At 55.6% G+C, this 20,938-nt stretch carries 20 protein-coding genes; 12 read left to right on the top strand and 8 right to left on the bottom strand.

Going from position 1 to position 20,938, the window contains the following annotated elements; genetic code table 11:
* The first annotated feature begins 100 nt into the window (after positions 1–100).
* The 3 genes from AFL22_RS08845 (at position 101) to AFL22_RS08835 (ending at position 2,008) form a co-directional block, all read left to right on the top strand.
* Complete coding sequence (locus AFL22_RS08845) at positions 101–1,153, top strand: YncE family protein (protein WP_010672046.1); 1,053 nt, start codon at positions 101–103, stop codon at positions 1,151–1,153.
* Between the two features lie 209 nt (positions 1,154–1,362).
* Positions 1,363–1,716, top strand: coding sequence for a type II toxin-antitoxin system RelE/ParE family toxin (locus tag AFL22_RS08840; protein ID WP_022625232.1), 354 nt, complete (start codon positions 1,363–1,365; stop codon positions 1,714–1,716).
* Positions 1,709–2,008, top strand: a complete 300-nt coding sequence (locus AFL22_RS08835; protein ID WP_022625233.1) for a helix-turn-helix transcriptional regulator — start codon at positions 1,709–1,711, stop codon at positions 2,006–2,008. Before AFL22_RS08840 ends, AFL22_RS08835 begins: the two co-directional genes overlap by 8 nt.
* Before the next feature lie 47 nt (positions 2,009–2,055).
* Here the strand turns inward: AFL22_RS08835 and sbmA are convergent, their stop codons facing one another.
* Positions 2,056–3,297: a peptide antibiotic transporter SbmA gene (gene sbmA / locus AFL22_RS08830; protein WP_010672044.1), complete on the bottom strand. Its 1,242-nt coding sequence runs from the start codon at positions 3,295–3,297 to the stop codon at positions 2,056–2,058.
* Between the two features lie 276 nt (positions 3,298–3,573).
* On the opposite strand from sbmA, the gene AFL22_RS08825 reads away from it, so the two are divergent.
* Genes AFL22_RS08825 through AFL22_RS08815 form a run of 3 tightly spaced genes read left to right on the top strand, consistent with a single transcriptional unit; the run spans position 3,574 to position 7,416 of the window.
* Entirely contained in the window at positions 3,574–4,308 is a 735-nt protein-coding gene (locus tag AFL22_RS08825) for a gluconate 2-dehydrogenase subunit 3 family protein (protein WP_010672043.1), read from the top strand.
* Between the two features lie 2 nt (positions 4,309–4,310).
* Entirely contained in the window at positions 4,311–6,095 is a 1,785-nt protein-coding gene (locus tag AFL22_RS08820) for a GMC family oxidoreductase (RefSeq protein ID WP_052271195.1), read from the top strand.
* Positions 6,096–6,105: 10 nt separating this feature from the next.
* Positions 6,106–7,416: a cytochrome c gene (locus tag AFL22_RS08815; RefSeq protein ID WP_052271217.1), complete on the top strand. Its 1,311-nt coding sequence runs from the start codon at positions 6,106–6,108 to the stop codon at positions 7,414–7,416.
* A 46-nt stretch (positions 7,417–7,462) separates the two neighbouring features.
* On the opposite strand, the gene AFL22_RS08810 is transcribed toward AFL22_RS08815, so the two are convergent.
* Positions 7,463–8,872, bottom strand: coding sequence for an MFS transporter (locus AFL22_RS08810; protein ID WP_052271194.1), 1,410 nt, complete (start codon positions 8,870–8,872; stop codon positions 7,463–7,465).
* A gap of 374 nt (positions 8,873–9,246) precedes the next feature.
* On the opposite strand from AFL22_RS08810, the gene AFL22_RS08805 reads away from it, so the two are divergent.
* Together AFL22_RS08805 and nadS are read left to right on the top strand one after the other, a co-directional pair.
* Positions 9,247–9,579 carry a type II toxin-antitoxin system RelE/ParE family toxin gene (locus AFL22_RS08805; RefSeq protein WP_033769627.1) on the top strand — a complete coding sequence of 111 codons (333 nt, stop codon included), beginning with the start codon at positions 9,247–9,249 and terminating at the stop codon, positions 9,577–9,579.
* Between the two features lies 1 nt (position 9,580).
* Complete coding sequence (nadS, locus tag AFL22_RS08800) at positions 9,581–9,865, top strand: NadS family protein (protein ID WP_022625237.1); 285 nt, start codon at positions 9,581–9,583, stop codon at positions 9,863–9,865.
* Positions 9,866–9,941: 76 nt separating this feature from the next.
* Here the strand turns inward: nadS and abgT are convergent, their stop codons facing one another.
* The 3 genes from abgT to AFL22_RS08785 form a co-directional block, all read right to left on the bottom strand.
* The gene (abgT, locus tag AFL22_RS08795; protein ID WP_010252101.1) at positions 9,942–11,459 is read right to left on the bottom strand and encodes a p-aminobenzoyl-glutamate transporter; all 1,518 of its coding nucleotides are present in this window, start codon (positions 11,457–11,459) and stop codon (positions 9,942–9,944) included.
* Between the two features lie 161 nt (positions 11,460–11,620).
* Positions 11,621–13,063, bottom strand: coding sequence for a M20 family metallopeptidase (locus tag AFL22_RS08790; protein ID WP_033769461.1), 1,443 nt, complete (start codon positions 13,061–13,063; stop codon positions 11,621–11,623).
* Positions 13,060–14,373 (bottom strand): M20 family metallo-hydrolase, encoded by a 1,314-nt coding sequence (locus AFL22_RS08785; protein WP_052271193.1) that lies wholly within the window; start codon positions 14,371–14,373, stop codon positions 13,060–13,062. The genes AFL22_RS08790 and AFL22_RS08785 overlap by 4 nt, the downstream gene beginning before the upstream one ends.
* Positions 14,374–14,487: 114 nt before the next feature.
* Here AFL22_RS08785 and AFL22_RS08780 point away from each other — a divergent pair, with 114 nt between their 5' ends.
* Together AFL22_RS08780 and yjdN are read left to right on the top strand one after the other, a co-directional pair.
* Positions 14,488–15,384: a LysR family transcriptional regulator gene (locus AFL22_RS08780; RefSeq protein ID WP_010252093.1), complete on the top strand. Its 897-nt coding sequence runs from the start codon at positions 14,488–14,490 to the stop codon at positions 15,382–15,384.
* A 75-nt stretch (positions 15,385–15,459) separates the two neighbouring features.
* Entirely contained in the window at positions 15,460–15,897 is a 438-nt protein-coding gene (gene yjdN / locus AFL22_RS08775; RefSeq protein WP_010252091.1) for a VOC family metalloprotein YjdN, read from the top strand.
* 96 nt (positions 15,898–15,993) lie between these two features.
* On the opposite strand, the gene AFL22_RS08770 is transcribed toward yjdN, so the two are convergent.
* The 3 genes from AFL22_RS08770 to AFL22_RS08760 form a co-directional block, all read right to left on the bottom strand.
* Positions 15,994–16,860 (bottom strand): nucleoside-specific channel-forming protein Tsx, encoded by an 867-nt coding sequence (locus tag AFL22_RS08770; protein WP_052271192.1) that lies wholly within the window; start codon positions 16,858–16,860, stop codon positions 15,994–15,996.
* Between the two features lie 279 nt (positions 16,861–17,139).
* The gene (locus AFL22_RS08765) at positions 17,140–18,495 is read right to left on the bottom strand and encodes an ATP-binding protein (RefSeq protein WP_010252088.1); all 1,356 of its coding nucleotides are present in this window, start codon (positions 18,493–18,495) and stop codon (positions 17,140–17,142) included.
* Positions 18,492–19,151, bottom strand: a complete 660-nt coding sequence (locus AFL22_RS08760; protein WP_052271191.1) for a response regulator — start codon at positions 19,149–19,151, stop codon at positions 18,492–18,494. The genes AFL22_RS08765 and AFL22_RS08760 overlap by 4 nt, the downstream gene beginning before the upstream one ends.
* 840 nt (positions 19,152–19,991) lie before the next feature.
* Between AFL22_RS08760 and AFL22_RS24005 the strand changes: the two genes are divergently transcribed.
* Positions 19,992–20,333, top strand: coding sequence for a hypothetical protein (locus AFL22_RS24005; RefSeq protein WP_156311584.1), 342 nt, complete (start codon positions 19,992–19,994; stop codon positions 20,331–20,333).
* Positions 20,334–20,369: 36 nt separating this feature from the next.
* Positions 20,370–20,588, top strand: a complete 219-nt coding sequence (locus tag AFL22_RS24000; protein ID WP_144340872.1) for a hypothetical protein — start codon at positions 20,370–20,372, stop codon at positions 20,586–20,588.
* Positions 20,589–20,938 lie beyond the last annotated feature (350 nt).

Here is a 20,938-nt window from a genome sequence, read left to right as displayed (position 1 = left end):
TCAAAAAAAATTCTGCATCTGACTGCTGGTCAGCTGTTTCTGGTTGCAATGTCGGGCTTTCTTTTCACTGCGTCTGCAGTGGATTAACTATGGAGAAGTTATGAAAGCGATTACCAATACGTGCCGGACCCTGCGTCCGCTGTTACTGGCTACGGCCCTGTTCTCTGCCTCAGGATGGCTGGCGGTGCAGGCTGAAGATCTCAATCAGGCTGTGGGTAAAGGCGTCTATGAACTGGCAGTCAGCCCGAAAGATAACGCGCTGTTCGTGGCGACAGCGCAGAACAGCAGCGGTGACGGCGGCACAGTTTTCCGTCTCGACCCGGCTACGCTGGCGGTACAGCAGTCGATCAACACGGAGCTGAAATCGTTCGGCGCGGCGATCAACCCGCAAACCAACGTGCTCTACATCGGCAACACCGTAAACGGCTCGGTTACGGCCATTGACGCCAGCAGCGGCAAAGTGCTCAACACGCTGGTGCTGGATAGCCGTAAGCGCAGTGAGACCGTGCGCCCATTGCAGCCGCGTCAGGTGGCGGTTGATGCTAAAACTAACCGGGTTTATATCACCGGCCTGGGACCGCAAAGCGTGGTCTGGGTGGTGGATGGCAGCACGCTGAAGCTTGTCAGTACCATCCCGAATACCGGTAAAATGGGCACCGGCCTGGCGGTAGATTCAGACGCGCAAAAGGTCTACGTCACCAACGGTGATGGTGAACTGGTGACGATCAATGCGCGCACCAATGCCATTGAGAAAAAGCAGAAGATTGACGGAGATAAAGAGCACTTCTTCCTGAACATCGCGCTGGATACGCGCGGTCAGCGCGCCTTCCTGACGGATTCAAAGCAGGCGCAGGTGCTGGTGGTTGATCTGCGTAATCAGCAGGTGATTCAGCGGATTGATGTGCCGGAATCGCTGGCGGTGCTGTTTAATGGTGATCGCGATGAGCTTTATGTTACTCATCGCAAAGCGGGTGAAGTCAGCATCATCGACGCCAGCAGCTATAAGGTGAAGCGCACGGTGAAAACCCCGGCACTGCCTAACAGTCTGGCACTCTCGGCAGACGGCAAGGTGCTTTATGTCAGCGTGAAACAGCCTGGCTCGCGTAAGGCGCCGCCAAAAAATCCTGACAGCGTGATGCGTATTGCACTGTAAGGCGTGAAGTCCCGGACACTGCTGTATTGAAGCTGTTTTACATCCGGTCTTTGTAAACGAGAAAGCCACTCTGACGAGTGGCTTTTTTATTTTCAAAGCTGTTTTGTAGTCTGGGATATCCTTTTGCCCTGGCGGCCCGCGAGACACTTGCCTTTATAGCGAACAGGCTATAGCATTATTTATAGCTTATTCGCTATAAGGATGTTGCGATGTGGGATGTGGATACAACCAAAAGATTTGATGAGTGGTTCAAGGCTCAGAGTGAGGAACTGAAGGAGGATATGCTCGCCGCGATAGTTATCCTGTCTGAGTATGGGCCGCATTTAGCGAGGCCGTTTGCTGATACTGTAGACGGCTCTGATTTTCCGAATATGAAAGAATTAAGAGTGCAGCATCAAGGCAAACCGATACGGGCCTTCTTTGCTTTTGATCCTTCTCGCCGCGGCATTGTGTTGTGTGCAGGCGATAAAACCGGGGTTAAGGAAAAGAAATTCTATAAAGACATGATCAAATTGGCAGATGCTGAATTCCGCAAATATTTGAATGGAGGGGATAATGGCTAATTTAAAAGAGCTGATGGCAAATCAAAGTCCGGAGAGTCGCGAACGGATTGCCAAAAAAGTCGATGCAATGCGGCAGGTTATCGCACTACACATGTTGCGCGAAGAACTTAACCTGTCACAGACAGAGATGGCGCATGCAATGGGTGTGAAACAGCCAACTATCGCCAGAATGGAACAGGCTGATAATGATCCTCGCCTTTCTACGCTGAAGCGTTACGTTACGGCTCTGGGAGGCGAGATAAGTATCGATGTCAAATTGCCGACAGGCAAAAGAATAGCTTTTGATCTGTGATTAGAAGAGAGAAGCCACATTATCGTGGCTTCTCTCTTTCCAACCCGTTACACCTCTTCCGACGCTTCGCGCATCATCTCATCGTGCGGAACATCATCCAGAATCTGCTCAAAGCTGCGCAGACGCTTATAGATCGACATTAGTTCAATCAGCGTCGACCAGGAGGCGATCAGATACTGGAACGAGCCGCGCACCTGATCAAACACGTTGGTGATCTGGTTGAGTAAGCCCAGCGTGATGGTGCCCGCCACAATGGATGGAAAAAGCAGAAACAGACCAAACACGTTATCAACCTGCAGATAGAGAATGCGGGTGATGTTGAAGTAGAGATAGTGAAAGTAGAGACGGAAGTAGTTAACCCGCACCCGACTGAACAACTCCTGAACCGTCTGCGGTGTGGCGCGATCGGCATTGTCTTCGCCGTAGACCAGTTCTTTACGGTAGGCGGCTTCAACCCGCTGATTGCGGAACTCCAGCCCCGGCAGCTTAATCCCTACCAGCGCCAGCAAACCGGTACCAAACACTGACCAGAGCACAGCGGCAATCACCAGTGCGTAAGGAATATTGCCGAGGATGGGAATATCTTTCACGTGATGGGAGAGCGCGACCAGCACCGGTAAAAACGCCACCAGCGTCATAATCGCCTGAATGAAACTGACACCCCAGTTTTCCAGCGTGGTCGCAAACCGCATGGTGTCTTCCTGCACACGCTGTGCGGCACCTTCGACATGACGCAGACGCTGCCAGTTGTGCATGTAGTAGTTATTCATGGCGCTACGCCAGCGGAAAACCCAGTGGCTGATAAAGAAGGAGTTGAGTACGCCAATCACCACTGCGATTAATGCGATGCCGAGAAAAGAGAAAACCTCATGGTAAAACTCCGCAATCTGCACCGATCCCGCTTTGGTTAACGCTTTCTGAATCAGATCATAAAACGGTCCATACCAGGCGTTAATGGCCACTCCGACCTGCACGCCAAACCAGGTAACAAAGATGATCAGCGCGGAGCCCCAGACTGACCAGCGTTGCCATGGATGCGCATCAATCAACCGCCAGGCCCCGGCAAAAATGGCTACCATGATCCAGTAATAGAGGTAGAACCAGAGCTGACTCACGGCGATAAAACGCGCTGCCGTCGTCGGCAGGGGCTGTTTCATTGCTGTTTCAAAGGTGGGCCAGATGCCGGGCAGATGCGCGGCAAAGCCGAACCAGGCAAAAATCGCTACTAAGCTCCAGACAGCCGCAGAGCTGAAAAACAGCGCTGGCCGCGGAAAAAAAGACTTAAACATAGGCACTCCGCTGTTGTGTGTTGCCTGTTATAACGTTTTTGACGGGTCGCTGTCTGTAGTCTGTTGTTTCTGCTAATGACAGGAGGGGGATAGATGTTAATGAAATTGTGCGGTTTTGTTTCCTGGAACTAAATCTTTGTGAATGGCAGTGTTACAATAGGTTGTTTGTTACCGGTAACAAACAGGCTCCTGGCCTGTATCTGCTGATAAAAACCATTACAACGCAACCACCTATTTTTTTCATACCGCCGGTCAGCGCGGGAATGAGGCAATGTCATGTCAGAACAAAAAAAGGGTCATTCACGCAGGGATTTTTTGCTGAAGACAATCACCCTGGCGCCTGCAATGGCGGTAGGTTCCACAGCGATGGGTGCACTCTCCCTGCCGCTGGCCACACAGGCGGCTGAAACCCCGGCCACGCCACAGCAGGCGCGCGACTACCAGCCGAACTGGTTCACCGCCGAAGAGTTTGCTTTTATTACCGCCGCCGTGGCACGGCTTATCCCCAGCGATGAACGCGGGCCTGGTGCGCTGGAAGCGGGCGTGCCTGAGTTTATCGATCGTCAGATGAATACGCCGTATGCCACGGGGTCGAACTGGTATATGCAGGGGCCGTTTAACCCCGACCTGCCGAAAGAGCTGGGCTATCAGCTGCCGCTGGTGCCACAGCAGATCTACCGCCTCGGTCTGGCCGATGCCGATAATTACAGCAAAAAGCAGCACGGCAAGGTGTTCGCCCAGCTCAGTGGCGAGCAGCAGGATGCCTTACTGCAGGCGATGGAAAATGGCAGTGCTGAATTCAGCCAGCTGCCGGCAAAAGTCTTCTTTAGTTTCCTGTTGCAGAATACCCGTGAAGGCTTCTTCAGCGATCCTATACACGGCGGGAATCAGGGCATGGTCGGCTGGAAGCTGATTAACTTCCCTGGCGCACGCGCCGACTTTATGGACTGGGTAGAGCGCGGCGAACGTTATCCGTTCCCGTCAGTGTCGATTCGCGGGGAGAGAAGCTAAGCATGGCAAAAGAAATGAAAAAAGTGGATGCGGTGATTGTCGGCTTCGGCTGGGCGGGTGCCATTATGGCGAAAGAGCTGACCGAAGCGGGCCTGAACGTGCTGGCGCTGGAGCGCGGACCGCATCGTGATACCTATCCTGATGGCTCTTATCCGCAGTCCATTGATGAGCTGACCTATAACGTCCGCAAAAAGCTTTTCCAGGATCTTTCCAAAAGCACCGTGACCATTCGTCATGATGCGTCGCAGACCGCAGTGCCCTATCGTCAGCTGGCGGCGTTTCTGCCCGGCACCGGTACCGGTGGCGCGGGTCTTCACTGGTCCGGCGTCCATTTTCGTGTCGATCCGGTTGAGTTGCGGATGCGCAGCCATTACGAAGAGCGCTACGGCAAGAACTTCATTCCGGAAGGCATGACGATTCAGGATTTTGGCGTCAGCTACGATGAGCTGGAGCCGTTCTTCGACAAAGCGGAAAAAGTTTTTGGCACCTCAGGCAGCGCCTGGAGTATCAAAGGCAAAGTGGTCGGCAAAGATACAGGCGGCAACCCGTTTGCACCCGATCGCTCAGATAACTTCCCGCTGCCCGCGCAGAAGCGCACTTACTCGGCGCAGCTGTTTGCTCAGGCGGCAGAGTCGGTCGGCTATCACCCTTACGATCTGCCGTCCGCCAATACCTCGGGTCCGTATACCAACACCTACGGCGCACAGATGGGGCCGTGCAACTTCTGCGGTTACTGCAGCGGCTACGCCTGCTACATGTATTCCAAAGCGTCGCCTAACGTCAATATCCTGCCTGCGCTGCGTCAGGAGCCTAAGTTTGAGCTGCGCAATAACTCTTATGTGCTGCGGGTCAATCTCAGCGATGACAAAACGCGTGCGACCGGCGTGACCTATGTGGATGGGCAGGGCCGCGAGCAGATTCAGCCCGCTGACCTGGTGATCCTCTCCGCCTTCCAGTTCCACAATGTTCACCTGATGCTGCTGTCGGGCATCGGCAAACCCTACAACCCGATTACCAATGAAGGGACCGTGGGCCGTAACTTCGCCTATCAGAACCTCTCTACGCTGAAGGCGCTGTTTGATAAGAACACCACCACTAATCCGTTTATCGGTGCGGGTGGCGCAGGCGTTGCGGTTGATGATTTCAACGCGGATAACTTCGACCACGGGCCGCTGGGCTTTGTTGGTGGTTCGCCATTCTGGGTTAACCAGGCGGGCACCAAACCGATCTCCGGCCTGCCGGTGCCGGCGGGTACGCCCAACTGGGGCAGCAAATGGAAAGCGGCGGTGGCGGATACCTACACCCATCATCTGTCGATGGATGCGCACGGCGCCCACCAGTCTTATCGCGCCAACTACCTTGATCTCGATCCCAACTACAAAGATGCCTATGGACAGCCGCTGCTGCGCATGACCTTTGACTGGCAGGAGAACGACATCAAAATGGCGCAGTTCATGGTCGGCAAGATGCGCAATATCGCTGAAGCGATGAATCCGAAGATGATCATCGGCGGCGCGAAAAAGCCTGGCACCCATTTCGACTCCACGGTTTATCAGACTACCCACATCAGTGGCGGAGCGATCATGGGCGACGATCCAAAAACCAGTGCGGTTAACCGTTATCTGCAAAGCTGGGATGTGCCGAATGTGTTTGTACCGGGCGCATCAGCTTTCCCGCAGGGACTGGGCTACAACCCGACCGGCATGGTGGCGGCGCTGACCTACTGGTCAGCTAAAGCGATTCGCGAACACTACCTGAAAAACCCAGGCCCACTGGTGCAGGCATAAGGACATGGCGATGAAAAATGGCATTCTGGCTCTGATTCTTGGCTCACTGACGTTCGCCGCCCTGGCGGAGAGCAGCCAGGACGATCTGGTAAAACGGGGTGAGTATCTGGCGCGAGCCGGTGACTGTGTGGCCTGCCACACCAGCAAAGGCGGCGCGGCGTTTGCCGGTGGTCTGCCGATGGCAACACCGATTGGCACCATCTACTCCACCAACATTACGCCCGATCCCGCGACTGGCATTGGCGAATACAGCTACGACGACTTCCAGAAAGCGGTGCGTCAGGGCGTGGCGAAAAATGGCGACACGCTCTATCCGGCGATGCCATATCCCTCTTACGCCGTGGTCAGCGATGAAGACATGAAGGCGCTTTACGCCTACTTCATGCATGGCGTCGCGCCGGTCGGGCAGCCAAACCGGGAGAGCGACATTCCCTGGCCGCTATCGATGCGCTGGCCGCTGGCGATCTGGCGCGGTATTTTTGCGCCCGACGTGAAAGCGTTCCAGCCTGCAGCCCAGGAAGATCCGGTGCTGGCACGTGGTCGCTATCTGGTAGAAGGACTGGGTCACTGCGGGGCCTGTCACACGCCGCGCAGCATCACGATGCAGGAGAAGGCGCTGACCAACAATGAGGGCAGCGACTATCTGGCGGGCAGCAGCGCACCGATTGATGGCTGGACCGCCAGCAATCTGCGTGGCGACAACCGCGATGGACTGGGTCGCTGGAGCGAAGAGGACCTGCGTCAGTTCCTGCGTTATGGCCGCAACGATCAGACCGCTGCTTTTGGTGGCATGACCGACGTGGTGGAACACAGCCTGCAGCACCTGAGCGAGTCCGATATCACGGCGATTGCGCGCTATCTGAAGTCGCTGGGCGCGAAAGATCCTAATCAGGCAGCCTTCAGCGTCGATGACGCCACCGCCAAAGCGTTGTGGAAAGGTGACGACAGTGCGACGGGGGCAGCCACCTACGTCGACAGCTGTGCGGCGTGCCATAAAACCGATGGCAGCGGCTATAAACGTTTCTATCCGGCGCTGCGCGGTAATCCGGTAGTACTGGCGGACGATTCGACCTCACTGATTCATATCGTGCTGGTGGGCGGACAGTTGCCTGGCGTTAATGGCGCGCCGTCGACCATTACCATGCCAGCATTTGGCTGGCGTCTTGACGATCAGCAGGTGGCGGACGTGGTCAACTTCGTGCGTAACAGCTGGGGCAACAAGGCGTCGGAGCCGGTCAGCGCGAAACAGGTCGCTGAGCTGCGTAAAGATGAGAAAGATCGGCTGGGCAGTGCAGATATCCGGGTACTGGAAGGCAAATAATCAGCAGTAAAAAAGGCCGTCATCATCAGGATGACGGCCTTTTCTTTTAGATATTCTCCAGATCGATACCGCGCGTTTTCGGCCCATAAATCCCTACCGACAGCATCACCATCACCATGCTCAGCACGATAAAGGTAATCACACCTGGCGTACCGGCATACTGCAGGATCACCCCAATCAAAATACTGCTGAATACCGTAGAGAGACGGCTGAAGGAGTAGCAGAAGCCAACCGCCCGCGCCCGAATATGGGTCGGGAAAATCTCGGTCTGATAGGCGTGGAAGCTGAAGGTCAGCCAGGCGTTGGACCAGGTGATCAGGAAGCCGCAGAGAATCAGCAACACCGGCTGCGTCTGGAAGGCGAACAACGTGCCGAACACCACCGTCATCAGCGACGACAGGACAATCTGCCACTTATTCTCCAGCTTATCGGCGTAGCGGCTACAGATCAGCGATCCCAGCGGATAGGCCAGCGTGATGAAGAAGGCATAAAGCAAACTGTGCGTCACCGTGGCACCGCGGCCTGACAGCAGCGCAGGCAGCCAGTTACCAAAGCCGAAAAAGCCGATCGCCTGGAAAAAATTCATCACCACCAGCATCAGGGTGCGCTTGCGGTAAGCGGGTGACCAGATCTCGCTGAAGCGCCCCCGTTTTGGCAGCTGCGCCGCGGCGTCATCGGCTGAAAAAGCAGGTCCGGCCGGGATGCCGCAGCGTTGCTCCATCATGGACAACACCTGATGCGCCTCCTGATGACGACCCTGCTGCGCCAGCCAGCGCGCCGACTCCGGCAGGTTCCTGCGCACCAGCCAGATCACCAGCGAACAGACCGCGCCCGCAATGACCACCCAGCGCCAGCCTTCAAGGCTGAACAGCGTTTGCGGAATCAGCCACCACGACATCAGCGCCACGGCCGGCACCGATAAAAACTGCACGAAAAAGGAGAAGGCAAAGGCGCGGCTGCGCAGATGGGTCGGCACCCATTCCGACAGATAGGTGTCGATGGTCACCAGCTCGACGCCCAGCCCGATCCCTACCAGAAAGCGGAACAGAATAATCATCTCCGCGCTCTGCTGGAACGCCATCAGCAGCGAAAAAAGCCCGTACCACAGCAGCGCACACATAAAGGTGAGTCGGCGACCAAAGCGGTCAGCGTAGGGTGCCAGCAGGCTGGCACCAAAAAACAGACCGAGAAAAGTGGCTGAGGCGAAGGCCGCCTGATCGGAGAAGCCCAGCACGCCTGCCGCACCCGTGTGAAATACGCCCGCCGACAGCAGGCCGGTACTGATGTAGCCGGTTTCAAACAGGTCATAAAGCTCAAAAAAGCCGCCCAGCGCCAGCAGCGTAATAAAGCGCCACAATCCGGCGGAGGAGGGCAGCGCATCAACCCGAGCGGCTAAGCTGTTACGGGCCGCCGATGAAGCGTGCATCGGTGGCAGGCTGGTGGAGGAGGTGGTCATGTCAGCGTGAACCTCTGGCAGTGTGGAGACGACTCGCAGCCGGTCGGAGGCTTATTAAAATAGTTAACCGTTAGCAAGCGAAGAAATAGCAGAATAGTCAATTCATCCGCCGTTGCCGAGAGGGTCGTTGCTGACTATTTAGCAACGTACGTTGCAGGTTTTGCCATCCGTGGCACTGTGCTTTACGGCAGTTTCGGCCAGGGGAGCCAAAAAATCATATGGGTTTCGGGTGCTATCTCTTTCGGGTCACGCAGCTACAGGCCAGGCTGGCTGCAGAAATAGTGCATGTTCGACTACTGACCTCCCCGATTCACTCTTCTCATAGCCATACCTGGGGTGTACTATGTACTCTCCAGGGAATGGAGGAACAGCCAGTGAGTCAGGCGATTGAGTTTATTGAGACCCCGATGTTTACCCGGCAAATAAAGCAGATCGCCACAGATGAAGAGCTCCGGGAACTTCAGAAGGCGCTTATTGAGTCACCGGAAAAAGGCGATCTCATTCAGAAAACCGGCGGGCTGCGTAAAATCAGGATGGCGACAGGTAATCAGGGCAAAAGCGGCAGCGCAAGGGTGATTTACTTCCTGGCCACCGCTGAGGTGATCTACCTGGTGATGGCCTACCCAAAGAGTATTAAAGAGACTCTCACGAACGCGGAAAAAGCTGAGCTGAAGAAGCTGACACAATTACTGAAAGATGAGGTGTAACGTGAGTTTTTTTGACGAGCTGAAAGCATCGCTGGAAGAGGCTGTGGAGATCAAAAACGGTATCAGGGAGCCCGGTCGTGTTACCCGTTACGCGGTTGCCGACGTGAAGGCTATCCGGGCACAGCTTAACGTCTCACAGAGCGAGATGGCGACGGCATTGGGAACCAGCCTCGATACCATAAAGAGCTGGGAAGCCGGACGGCGTAACCCGACCGGGCTGGCAGCTAAAGTACTGGTCACTATCCAGAAAAACCCGGAATTTTTTAAGGAGCTGGCGGCGCAATGAGCCGTTGTTCCCTGCACGCCGTTTAACAAAAAATAAAACGTGGCACCGATGAAACATTCATCGGTGCCACTGTGCTTTACGGCAGTTTCGGCCAGACGCCTGGCCCGATCGGCAGACCCAGCAGATACCACACCAGCAGCAGCGCTATCCAGCTGATAAAGAACACCAGCGGATAGGGGAAGATCAGCACGTAATAGGTGCCGAGCTGCGCATCTTTCTGGTAACGCTGCAAAAAGGCGAGAAACAGCGGCAGAAACGGCGACATCGGTGCCAGTGGCAGCACGGCGGAGTCGGCAATGCGGAAAATCATCTGGGCAAAGGCGGGATGGAAGCCGAGCAGCATAAACATCGGCACAAAGACCGGCGCCAGAATCGACCAGATGGCTGAGCCGCTGGCGATAAACATGCAGAGAAACGCCGACAGGAACATCAGGCCGAGAAAAGCGGGCGCGCCGCTGACGCCTGCGCTCTCCAGCACATCGGTCAGCCCGATCGCCATGAATTTTCCCATGTTGCTCCAGTTGAAGAACGCCACGAACTGCGACAGCGGAAACACCATCACGATAAAACCCGCCATGCCCTTCATCGGATCGACCAGCAGCTGCGGGATATCATCCGGACGGCGGATCTGTCGGGTGACCACGCCATAAGCAATCGCCACCACAAAGAAAAACAGAATGATGATTGGCACGATGCCCTGAATAAAAGGCGAGGGAATAATGGCGCCGGTGGCGGGATTGCGCAGCGGTGCATTTTCCGGCACCACCAGCAGCGCCATCAGGGCGATAAACAGCAGCGCGGCGATCCCGGCAGCCCGCAGACCGCGGTTTTCAAGCGGCGTCAGCGCCGCCAGCTTCTCGCCGTTGCCCTGCCACTTTGGCAGTCGCGGCTCGACAAATTTATCGGTCAGCAGCGCGCCCACAATCGTCAGCACAATCACCGACGTGGCCATAAAGAACCAGTTATCGATGACGCTGACATGCACCGTGTCGCTGACCGCTTTAGCCGCTTCAGTGCTGATGCCCGAGAGCAGCACATCGGTGGTGACAATTAGCAGGTTGGCGGTAAAGCCGGAGGCCACACCGGCAATGGCGGCCAGCAGGCCCGCCACCGGATGACGGCCCACCGCCAGAAAGATCAGTGCGCCCAGCGGCGGCATCACCACCAGCGCGGCATCCGAGGAGATATGGCTGAAAAAGGCGATAAACAGCACCATGTAGCTGGCATAACGGCGGCTGACGCGTGACGCCATCTTCACCATCAGCGACTGGAGCAGGCCGACCTTTTCCGCCAGTCCGGCACCAATCACCAGCGCCAGAATCGATCCCAGCGGGGTAAAGCTGCTGAAATTTTTGATGATATTTGGCAGGATCCACTGAATGCCTGCGACGCTCAGCAGGTTATTCACCCGCACGATTTCGCCGTTGCTCGGATTCTTCACCGCCAGATCCAGCGCGCTGATAATGGCGGTCGCCACCATCAGCACCACGATCAGATAGACAAACAGTAAAAACGGGTTGGGGACTTTATTCCCCACGCGCTCGATCCAGCTGAAGAGCCGGCCAGGACTGCGGTTCTCGGATGTTGCTTCCATGGTATTGGTTCTCGTCTTGTGTCCCTTTTATCGGCGGTAGCAAGGCCTGACGCCGGTCGCGTTGTGCGACAGGCGGTGAGTTCAGTTCCGGCACCGCTGAATCGGGGAAGTGTTTGCAATATTTTTTTATAGTGGTCCGCGTCAGAGACACGGCCGTTGGCTCATTCGGCCAGTTTTGTTGGTGTGATCCCCGCCGGGATCGGGCAGTGATAGGGCTGCGCGGCGCGTACCCGATCAAACTCGGCCCGGCAGCCAGCCAGCGCCTGCCGATCCGTTAACAGCGTTAACACCGTGGCCGCCATCACTTTGCCCGCCAGAAACATCCCCTTATGCCCGATACTGGTGCGTCCCTGCGCCACCAGTTGCCAGGTGTGCAGCGGCGTGCCGAAGGTAAAGCAGGGCGCAAAACACTGTGCAGTCGGCGTCACCCAGCTGACATCGCCGACGTCGGTGGAGCCATAAAGCAGTTCACGTGTGACCGCATAGGGCGCGACCTCATCCATAAACAGCTTGTCGCCCAGTTTTTCAGCCCAGGCGTGACCTGCTTCACCACCGGTTCGGGCGGCATTGAGCCGGGCATTGCGCAGATCGTCATCAGTGAGCGTGGCACGCAGTTCAGCCGCAAACGCGCGTTCTTCGTCGCTGTAGTCGGGCAAACCAAACTGATGCAAATAACGCTCCATGACCGCTTCCAGCGCGCGATTCGGGACGTAATCCGAGCAGGCTTTGTCAAAACGTACGGTCAGCGTGGTGTCGGTCATCAGTGCTGCCCCCCTGGCGATATTGATCACCCGTTCATAGATCGCCTGCGCCTGTGGCAGTTCCGGGGCGCGGATCAGGTAGAGCACCTCCGCATCGGCCTGCACCACGTTCGGCGATACACCGCCGCTGTTGGTGATGGCGTAGTGCAGACGCGCCTCCTGGACGATATGCTCGCGCAGAAAGTTGGCCCCGGTATTCATCAGCGTGACGGCATCCAGGGCGCTTCGACCCAGATGGGGAGAATTGGCCGCGTGCGCCGCAACGCCTTTGAAGCTGAACGCCGCCTGAATATTGGCGAGGGTGCGCAGATTGAACATGCCGCTGAACCCCTCCGGATGCCAGGTCACGGCGGCATCAACGTCGTCAAACAGCCCTTCGCGCACCATAAAAGTCTTGCCCGAACCGCCTTCTTCGCCAGGGCAGCCGTAAAAGCGCACCGTGCCACCCGTGTGATGCTGTTCCATCCAGGCTTTCACGGCGCAGGCCGCCGCAACACCTGCCGTGCCGAGCAGGTTGTGACCGCAGCCGTGTCCGTTGCCGTTGGCTTCCAGCGGTTGTGGCCGGGCGCAGCCCGCCTGCTGACTCAGGCCCGCCAGCGCATCGAACTCGCCAAGGATGGCAATCACCGGCTTGCCGCTGCCCGCACTGGCGATAAACGCCGTATCGATGCCACCCACGCCGCGTTCCACTCTGAATCCCTCTTCTGCCAGCGCATCAGAAAGCAGGGCTGACGAGCGGGTTTCGGCAAAGCGGGTCTCCGGTGTGTCCCAGATGGCGTCACTGAGCGTGCTGAAACGAAGCTGATGACGAGCGATATAGTCGGCAATAAAGTCTTCCATCATCGTGAGCCCCCATACTGCGCCTGGTTCAGCGCCAGCGTCGCCAGCAGCGTGATGGCGTCCGACATCACCCGCTCATCAAAGTCGAATTTCGCATTGTGGTGACCTGCCGCCAGCTCACAGCCAAAAATGACGTAAGAGGCCTGACCGCCGCGCTGCTTTACCCGTTCCATCATGTAGGTCGCATCTTCCGAACCCGCCGCCTGCGCTTTACGATCGACCACGGAGTCGAAGATACCGAGCGCGTCCGCCTGCTGATGGATGAAATCAACCCATGGCTGCGTCGGGGTACAGCTGCGCGCGGCCCCCATCAGCGAGACCTGCTGCTCAACGCCATACATCGCCGCCGCACCGGCAATCACCCGCAGCGCCTGCTGATAGATGTCGTCGTTGACCTGATTGGTCACGCCACGGGTTTCGACTTTCAGCAGGGCGCAGTCGGCTACCACGTTGCGGCCGGTCCCCGCCTGCAGCACGCCCACGTTGACCCGTGCCACGCCGCCGCTGTGCTGGGTTAAACCATGCAGCGCCAGCGTTGCCTGTGCGGCGGCCAGCAGGGCATTGCGCCCCTCTTCAGGACGACCGCCCGCATGGGCACCGACGCCGGTAAAGTGAACATCCAGCTTGGTAGTGGCGAGGAAGCTGTCGCTGCCGCACACCACTTCGCCTGCCGGCACGCCGGTGCCGATATGAATGGCGGTGAAGCGATCAACGTCATCGACTACGCCCGCCGCCACCATCGCTTTTGCGCCGCGCACACCCTCTTCGGCGGGCTGGAAGATCAGTTTAATCGTGCCGCTGAGCTGATCTTTCATCGCCATCAGCACCGAGGCGAGACCCAGCCCGATGGTGGTGTGGCCGTCATGTCCGCAGGCGTGCATCATGCCTGCGTTGCAGGAGGCGAACCCTTCACGCTGCGGCAGATGATCGTCAGCCTGGCTCTCGTTGAGATCCAGGGCATCCATATCGACGCGGAAGCCCATCACCGGGCCAGGACGGCCGGTCTCGAGCGTTGCCACGATGCCGCAGAATCCGCCGGAGAAGTGGCTGATCCACTGCGGCAGCGCGCCCTGTTGCAGCGCGCGCGCTTCCTGCTGCTTCAGCACTGCCTCGTCGGGCAAGCCCATCCGCGCGTCGGCGTCGATGACCTCACGGCCCAGCTTCAGTTGATAACCGAGCTTATGCAGCTCTTCAGCGACTAAGGTGGCGGTGCGGAACTCCAGCCAGCCCGATTCGGCATAGTGATGGAAGTCGCGACGCCACTGTTGCAGCTGTGGCAGCCGGGCGCTGACGTGGTCTGAAAGGGGGTTCATCGGCTCTCTCCTCGGTGTTGATTTTTTATGCACTGTTCCGAATCTACACAATGGTATTGACCGGCATAAGATGCGAATATCTTGTGACTGATAAACAACGGTTATCGCAAAATTATGTCTGCCAATCTCAAGCTCCATCAGCTGCGCGCCTTCGTTGACGTGGCGCGACAGGGCAGTATCCGGGCGGCAAGCCGTCTTTCCGGGCTGTCACAACCGGCGTTAACCAAAGCGATTCAGGAACTGGAGCGCGAGCTGGGGGCAAAGCTGTTTATCCGTCGTCAGCAGGGCGTGGTGTTAACCGATATCGGTGATAACTTTTTTCGGCATGCCAGCCTGGTGCTGGCAGAGCTGCGGGTCGCCGAAGAGGATATTCAGCAGCGGCTGGGACTGGGTGGCGGTCAGGTGAATATCGGCGTCGGTGGCAGCGTGGCGCGCACCATTATGCCGCAGGTGATTAATCAGTTTCATCGCGAATACCCGCTGGTAAAGGTGCGCATCGTCGAAGGCCAGCTGGTGTCGATGGTGCATGAACTGCGCCAGGGGGCGCTCGATTTCACCATTAATACCTACGATCAGAGCCATCTCGATCAGGAGCTGATGTATGAGCGGATGATGGAGCGCGAGTACAAGGTGGTGGTGCGCAAAGGCCATCCGCTGGAAAAGGCGCGTTCTCTGGCGGAGTTACAGCAGGCGGACTGGACGATGCCAACGCCTAAAGGCAGTTACTACCGCTTGTTGCACGATCTGTTTGGCGAGCGCGGCATGGCCCCGAAAATTGTGGTGACCTGTGAAACCTTTATGGCCTGCACCAGCCTGGTCGCGCAAAGCGATTTCATCAGTATTCTGTCGGTCGACGTCATTGACGACCCGATTCTGGGTCGGTCGCTGGTGGCGCTGACGCTCGACGAACCCCTGCCGAAAGCGATCTTCTATCTGATCCAGCGCAAAGACACGACGCTGACCCCAATGAGCAGTTATATGGCACAACTCTTTCGCCGTTATTGCCAGTAAAATCAGCGAGTAAACTCGATCGTCTACACTGTTAAGGTACTGAAAAAAATCCACCCGACAAATATAGAGGTTACGATGCAAGTCAGTCCTTATCTGTTTCTCTATGGCCGTTGCGAAGAGGCTATCGACTTTTACCTGCAGGCGACCGGGGGAGAGTTGCTCTCTAAAATGAAATTCGGTGATATGCCGGATCAGGGTGAGCAGGTCGGCGATCAGTCTGCCGCGCCGCAGCCGCCAGAAAAGATCATGCATGCCCAGCTGCGTATTGGTGACGGTGAGCTGATGCTGAGCGATGGCAACACCGATCAGCCGCCAGCGTCTGAGCATGCCGGTTACGCGGTCAGTCTCTCAACTACCGATGTCGAAAAGGGTAAAGCCTGGTTTGAGAAACTGTCGGCAGGCGGCAAGGTGACAACTGAGTGGCAGGAGACGTTCTGGTCGAACGGATTCGCGATGTTCATTGATAAGTTCAACATACCGTGGCGCATCAATGTCGAGAAGCCGCAGGAATAATCGGGCCAGTCGGCGTCGCAATTTGCGGCGCCGTATTAATTAATGGCAACTGCCCGGATTAAAGCGCGGCGGCGCTATGCAGGCCGCCGCACGTAATCAGAAGTTATAACCCGCCACCAGGTAGTAACCCCAGCCAGTCGATTTCACTTCAAACGGCCCGTTGCCGAAATTCTGTTCCTGTCCATCCGCCCACTGTCCGCCGTTGTGGAAGTAACGCGCCACCGCAGAGAAGTGCCAGTGATCGTAACCCAGTGACAGAATGTGGCTGGAGGCGATGGAGTTGCTGGTGCGTGATGAACCGCCTTTATCGCGGAGATCGGAACCCCAGTCGAAGTTGGTGAAGCCCACATAGCCCAGATTACCGCCCCACAGCGTGGTGATTGGCACAAAGTATTTCACTTTGAAGCGATAGCCATCCCAGCTGTTTTCATTCGCCGCACCGTAGTTTTCCCACTGATATTTTGCGTAGACGTTCAGCGACAGGCCGACATCGCTGTGCGTATCGATATCGGTGCCCAGACCCATATACCAGGTGTTCTGGCGGCTATCGCTGTTGCGGCCCATGTCGTAGATGTAGTTGTTAGCGAAATACCACTCTTTGAACGGACCAAACGCCAGGCTGGTGCCGGTCAGTTTGTCGATAGAGAAGCGCGGCTCAATCTCCATAAACATCGGTGAACCGTGATCAAAAATGCCGTTGGCGTTGCTGTTGCCTGCGCCGAAGAAGTTGGTCAGATCGAGGTAGCCATAAAAATCGAACCAGTCCTTCTTCGCAAACGCTTCATATTCCAGATAAACGTCGTTGTTAAACTGCGGTCCGAAACGGGTGTGGTAGCTGCCTACCACGTTAACGCTCTGATGCCACCAGTCGGAGACATACTGCGGATCGCTTTCAGCGGCCTGCGCAGCGCCACTCAATGAACATGCCAGCACGGCACCTGCTATCAACGTTTTAAATTTCATTATTATCAGCCACATGCTTTTGACCGCCGCACAGCAGACGCAGTCAGAGAGAAATCGGTCCCTTGATGGGAATGAGGGTTTCACAGCAAATAACAGCCAGTTCTTCAGCCCGCGTAGCGTGCCTGTAACAGATCGATAGAAAATAGATTTTGCTCACGTTTGTCAAAAAGTGTTGCATTACAATTCAGCTAAAATGTGATGCGCTTCACAATAATGACCAGAATCGAACGGAACCAGGCAACCGTTTACGTTGTCTGGTTCGTGATCAAACGGGCGGGATCAGGGAAGGGTGACGCGAACCTGCAAACCACAAATGGCACCCTGTGGCGTCAGGCAATTGGAAAGGGCGACGTGAATCTGATGCTTCTGTGCGACGTTGCGCACAATGGATAATCCCAGTCCGCTGCCCTGGGCTTTAACGTCAGGCGAACGGGTAAAACGGTCAAACGCGCGTTCGATAAAGGATTCCGGCATGCCTGGCCCATTATCGACAATATCGACCACTGTTTTACCTGCGACCCGATGCAGCAGCACATCGACCAGGCTGCCCTCCGGCGTGTGCAACATGGCGTTACCAATCAGGTTATCGAACAGGCTGCGCAGCTCGGAACGGCTGGCCTGCAAACGATACTGCGTGGAGCCATTAAAGCCGATATCGATGCCGCGTTTATCTGCCACCACCATCAGCTGTTCAATGCTCTCTTTCAGCAGATCGTCCAGTTCGATATGCTCGACGCTGGCGACCACGCTCTGGTCATCCTGACGCGAGACATTGAGTAACTGCGTGACCAGATGACGGGTGCGTGTGACGCCCGCTTCCAGCTGGCTGAACTGCCGGCTCGCTTCGCCCGGCTGGATATGCTGACGCAGATTTTCCAGCTGCAAGGTCACCGCCGTTACCGGCGTTCGCAGTTCATGCGCCGCATCTTCCAGGAACTGACGCTGCGACGACCAGGCCTCACGCAGCTTACTCAGCAGCGAGTTGTAGGCGGCCACCAGCGGCAGGATCTCATCCGGCAAGCCTTCGGGTGAGACATTGTGCGGATGGTGCGTCTCCTGCGCGGCAATCTGACGCGAAGCGACCTGCAGATCCCGGGTGATCTTGCGCACCACCAGCCAGATCACCAGCAGTGAAAGCGGCATCATCAGGATCAACGGAATGATCGCTGACAGCGCCCGTTTGACCATCAATGCCTTCATGTAGCTGAGGTTGTGCATCACCTGGATGGTTTTGATCTCGCTGCCAGGTAAGCCGGGCCGGGTATAGATGCGCCATTCGCAGTCGTCGCACTGACCCACATGCACGTCGCGATAGCCCCGTTGATTTTGCAGCGGAGCCTGCAGCTCCGGCCATGAGCTGGCCCGTAACTGACCCCGATCGTCCCACAGTTGCACCACAAAGGCGCTCTTCGCCTTGTCAGGCGCAATAAGCATCGGCATCAGGGCGGGCATCTGTTTATTAGTGGACCAGGCATCAGCGATTTTTGCCAGCTGATCGTCCTTCATGGTGCCAACCATATCGCCATAGCAGCTGAAGAAATACCAGGTGACGCCACCGATCATCAGCAGATGAATAATCAGCAGCGTAGAGAGTAATTTGTTGCGTAATGAACGCATAAAGGTGAAGGGTTTCATATTGCCGGTACCCGCCAGCCCAGCCCGCGCACATTGCGGATCACGTCGTTATCCAGCTTGCGGCGCATCCCGTGGATCAGGACATCCACCGCGTTGCTGCTGACTTCATCGCCCCAGCCATAGATGCGATTTTCCAGCTGCTCGCGCGACAGAATAGCGCCTGGCCGCTCCAGCAGGGCGTAGAGCAGGGCATATTCGCGCGCCGTAAGCTGCTCTCGCTGTCCTTTGTAGAGCACTTCGCGGGTCATCATATCCAGCTGTACATCGCCGCTGCCCAGCACCGAGTCTGCTGCGCCGTGACTACGTCGGGTAATCGCGCGCATCCGGGCCATGACTTCCTGTAAATCGAACGGTTTAAGCAGGTAGTCGTCAGCGCCGCTGTCGAGTCCCTCAATCCGCTGCGCCACCGTGTCGCGTGCGGTAAGAATCAGCACCGGCGTGGCGTCGCCGCGCCCGCGCGCCCGGCGCAGTACCTGCAGGCCATCATCGCGCGGTAAGCCGAGATCGAGCAGCACGCAGCTGTAGCCGCCTTCGCTCCAGGCATTCTGGGCATAGATGCCATCACGCACCCAGTCCACCGACCAGCCCGCGCCCTCCAGTGCCTGCTGCAGGTTCGCGCCGATCATTTCATCATCTTCAACCAGTAACACGCGCATGGCTGATCTCCTTCAGAAAGATGAGGGGAGTTTACTCACCAATTGTTAGGCCAGAATTATCCGCCGTCATACTTCGCGCTGTAGCGGCGTTGGCTGCTTTTGCTCACCCCAGTCACTGACTTATGTCAGCTCCTGGGGACTCACGCAGTTGCCGCCTTGCCACAGCATGAATTATTTTGGCGGACTACTGCCGTCATACTTCGCACTGTAGCGACGTTGGCTGCTTTTGCTCACCCCAGTCACTGACTGATGTCAGCTCCTGGGGACTCACGCAGTTGCCGCCTTGCCACAGCACGGATTATTTTGGCGGACTACTGCCGTCATACTTCGCACTGTAGCGACGTTGGCTGTATCAACAGTGCTCTATCAGAACTCTATCCGCATTTTTCATATTAAACGAGAGTAAAACTACTGGCCTCAGTGTAAAATTTTGACGCTTTCATGATTAAATAAACACAATCCTGAACAAACGTGAAGGATGCCATTTCACCCTTATATTAATAATCCACGTTAAAAATAATTGTTATTCGATACACGTTTCAGTTTCGGTTATTCAACCATTTGTAGATAAATGTTAAAACTATGCAATGAAAATTAACTCTAAGAATAAATTGTGTTTGATGTCACAAAATTACGTAAATATTAAGATTATTTCAATGTGACCAGACAAAAAATATCGCATAACAGCCTGTTGTTTCCATTAATCTATTTGATATGAATTGTTTTTTTCTAAATCACAACAGGGATGATAACTATTTGCTCATGGAAAATTCAATTGATATAAACGTGCTGGCAATAGAGGTTGCTATCAATAGATAAAGAACAGAAGGAGTTTGTTAAATGAAGATCTTAGAACATAATCAATTGCTTTTAGTCACTGGTGCAAGCGGTGCATATGATCCTGCTTATGCCGGAGCGTCTTCTCATGCTAGCCAGCATGGTAATAAGTCGGGTGGTTCCAGTAATCTATTTGGGCCGAGTAATGGCGTAGTACAGGTCGTGGCAGCTCATCCTGAAATTGCGGGCTGCCTCAATGGTATTCTCGGCGGGATGATTGGTGGTTCAGCAGGTGGTCCGGGCTCAGCTGTGGCAAGTGCCATTGGTGGTGGTATTGGTTCATGTTTTAATAATTCTGGAAACAGCAATGCTGGGAATAATTTTGGTGGTCAATGTACCTGGTGAAGTTAGTCTCCATGACTAATGACAGCTGAGGGTCTTATGCAAAAAATAGTCTGCTATCTATCTATATTAATCAGCATATTAGTAGGCGCAATGTTTTTGAGTGGCGCAGGCGTCTCCTATGTAGGCTGGTATGCTATGCCAGAAAACGCATCAAAAATGGTGGTTACAATCGCTACATTGGCTACGTTTGTTAAAGCTGCTATTTCTTTGTGTTCACGGTTTTTCAGTGCATCTGGCAGCGGTAAAAAAAGTTAAGCGTGGATATTAAATCTGCAGGGGCTTCGGCCCCTATGTTTATTTAATAAAATCAGTAAAACAGGAGGCTAATACATGTCACCTGGAACTATAAATGGTTAAACAGCGATGCTTTGACAGGGTTTGCTCAGAAATGGAGGATTTGTGTGTGGGGCAAAGATTTATTGATAACGTAAACGTTTAGATGCGACCAGGAACTAATCACCACATCACTTCCCACACAAAAGATGCTCCCGGCTGACTAAGTTTTTTAAAAATCCCACTTCTTTTCAACAGCAATCTCACTTTAGAATTTCCCTCCAAAGCCCCGCTGGCCGCGCGATCCCGCCTCCGTTTCCGCCGTTGCTAAT

Origin of the sequence: Pantoea sp. CFSAN033090 (assembly GCF_001264395.1) — a bacterium.
GTDB lineage: Bacteria > Pseudomonadota > Gammaproteobacteria > Enterobacterales > Enterobacteriaceae > Pantoea > Pantoea agglomerans.
This window is presented reverse-complemented; position numbering and strand designations above follow the sequence as displayed.

Excerpts from the sequence above, each read along its gene's own strand:
- AFL22_RS08840 (WP_022625232.1), top strand. The coding sequence starts at position 1,363 with ATGTGGGATGTGGATACAACCAAAAGATTTGATGAGTGGTTCAAGGCT.
- AFL22_RS08790 (WP_033769461.1), bottom strand. The coding sequence starts at position 13,063 with ATGATGGAAGACTTTATTGCCGACTATATCGCTCGTCATCAGCTTCGT.
- AFL22_RS08815 (WP_052271217.1), top strand. The coding sequence starts at position 6,106 with ATGAAAAATGGCATTCTGGCTCTGATTCTTGGCTCACTGACGTTCGCC.
- AFL22_RS08765 (WP_010252088.1), bottom strand. The coding sequence starts at position 18,495 with ATGAAACCCTTCACCTTTATGCGTTCATTACGCAACAAATTACTCTCT.
- AFL22_RS24005 (WP_156311584.1), top strand. The coding sequence starts at position 19,992 with ATGAAGATCTTAGAACATAATCAATTGCTTTTAGTCACTGGTGCAAGC.
- sbmA (WP_010672044.1), bottom strand. The coding sequence starts at position 3,297 with ATGTTTAAGTCTTTTTTTCCGCGGCCAGCGCTGTTTTTCAGCTCTGCG.
- AFL22_RS08785 (WP_052271193.1), bottom strand. The coding sequence starts at position 14,373 with ATGAACCCCCTTTCAGACCACGTCAGCGCCCGGCTGCCACAGCTGCAA.
- AFL22_RS08820 (WP_052271195.1), top strand. The coding sequence starts at position 4,311 with ATGGCAAAAGAAATGAAAAAAGTGGATGCGGTGATTGTCGGCTTCGGC.
- AFL22_RS08845 (WP_010672046.1), top strand. The coding sequence starts at position 101 with ATGAAAGCGATTACCAATACGTGCCGGACCCTGCGTCCGCTGTTACTG.
- AFL22_RS24000 (WP_144340872.1), top strand. The coding sequence starts at position 20,370 with ATGCAAAAAATAGTCTGCTATCTATCTATATTAATCAGCATATTAGTA.
- AFL22_RS08810 (WP_052271194.1), bottom strand. The coding sequence starts at position 8,872 with ATGACCACCTCCTCCACCAGCCTGCCACCGATGCACGCTTCATCGGCG.
- abgT (WP_010252101.1), bottom strand. The coding sequence starts at position 11,459 with ATGGAAGCAACATCCGAGAACCGCAGTCCTGGCCGGCTCTTCAGCTGG.
- AFL22_RS08825 (WP_010672043.1), top strand. The coding sequence starts at position 3,574 with ATGTCAGAACAAAAAAAGGGTCATTCACGCAGGGATTTTTTGCTGAAG.
- AFL22_RS08780 (WP_010252093.1), top strand. The coding sequence starts at position 14,488 with ATGTCTGCCAATCTCAAGCTCCATCAGCTGCGCGCCTTCGTTGACGTG.
- yjdN (WP_010252091.1), top strand. The coding sequence starts at position 15,460 with ATGCAAGTCAGTCCTTATCTGTTTCTCTATGGCCGTTGCGAAGAGGCT.
- AFL22_RS08770 (WP_052271192.1), bottom strand. The coding sequence starts at position 16,860 with ATGAAATTTAAAACGTTGATAGCAGGTGCCGTGCTGGCATGTTCATTG.
- AFL22_RS08760 (WP_052271191.1), bottom strand. The coding sequence starts at position 19,151 with ATGCGCGTGTTACTGGTTGAAGATGATGAAATGATCGGCGCGAACCTG.
- AFL22_RS08835 (WP_022625233.1), top strand. The coding sequence starts at position 1,709 with ATGGCTAATTTAAAAGAGCTGATGGCAAATCAAAGTCCGGAGAGTCGC.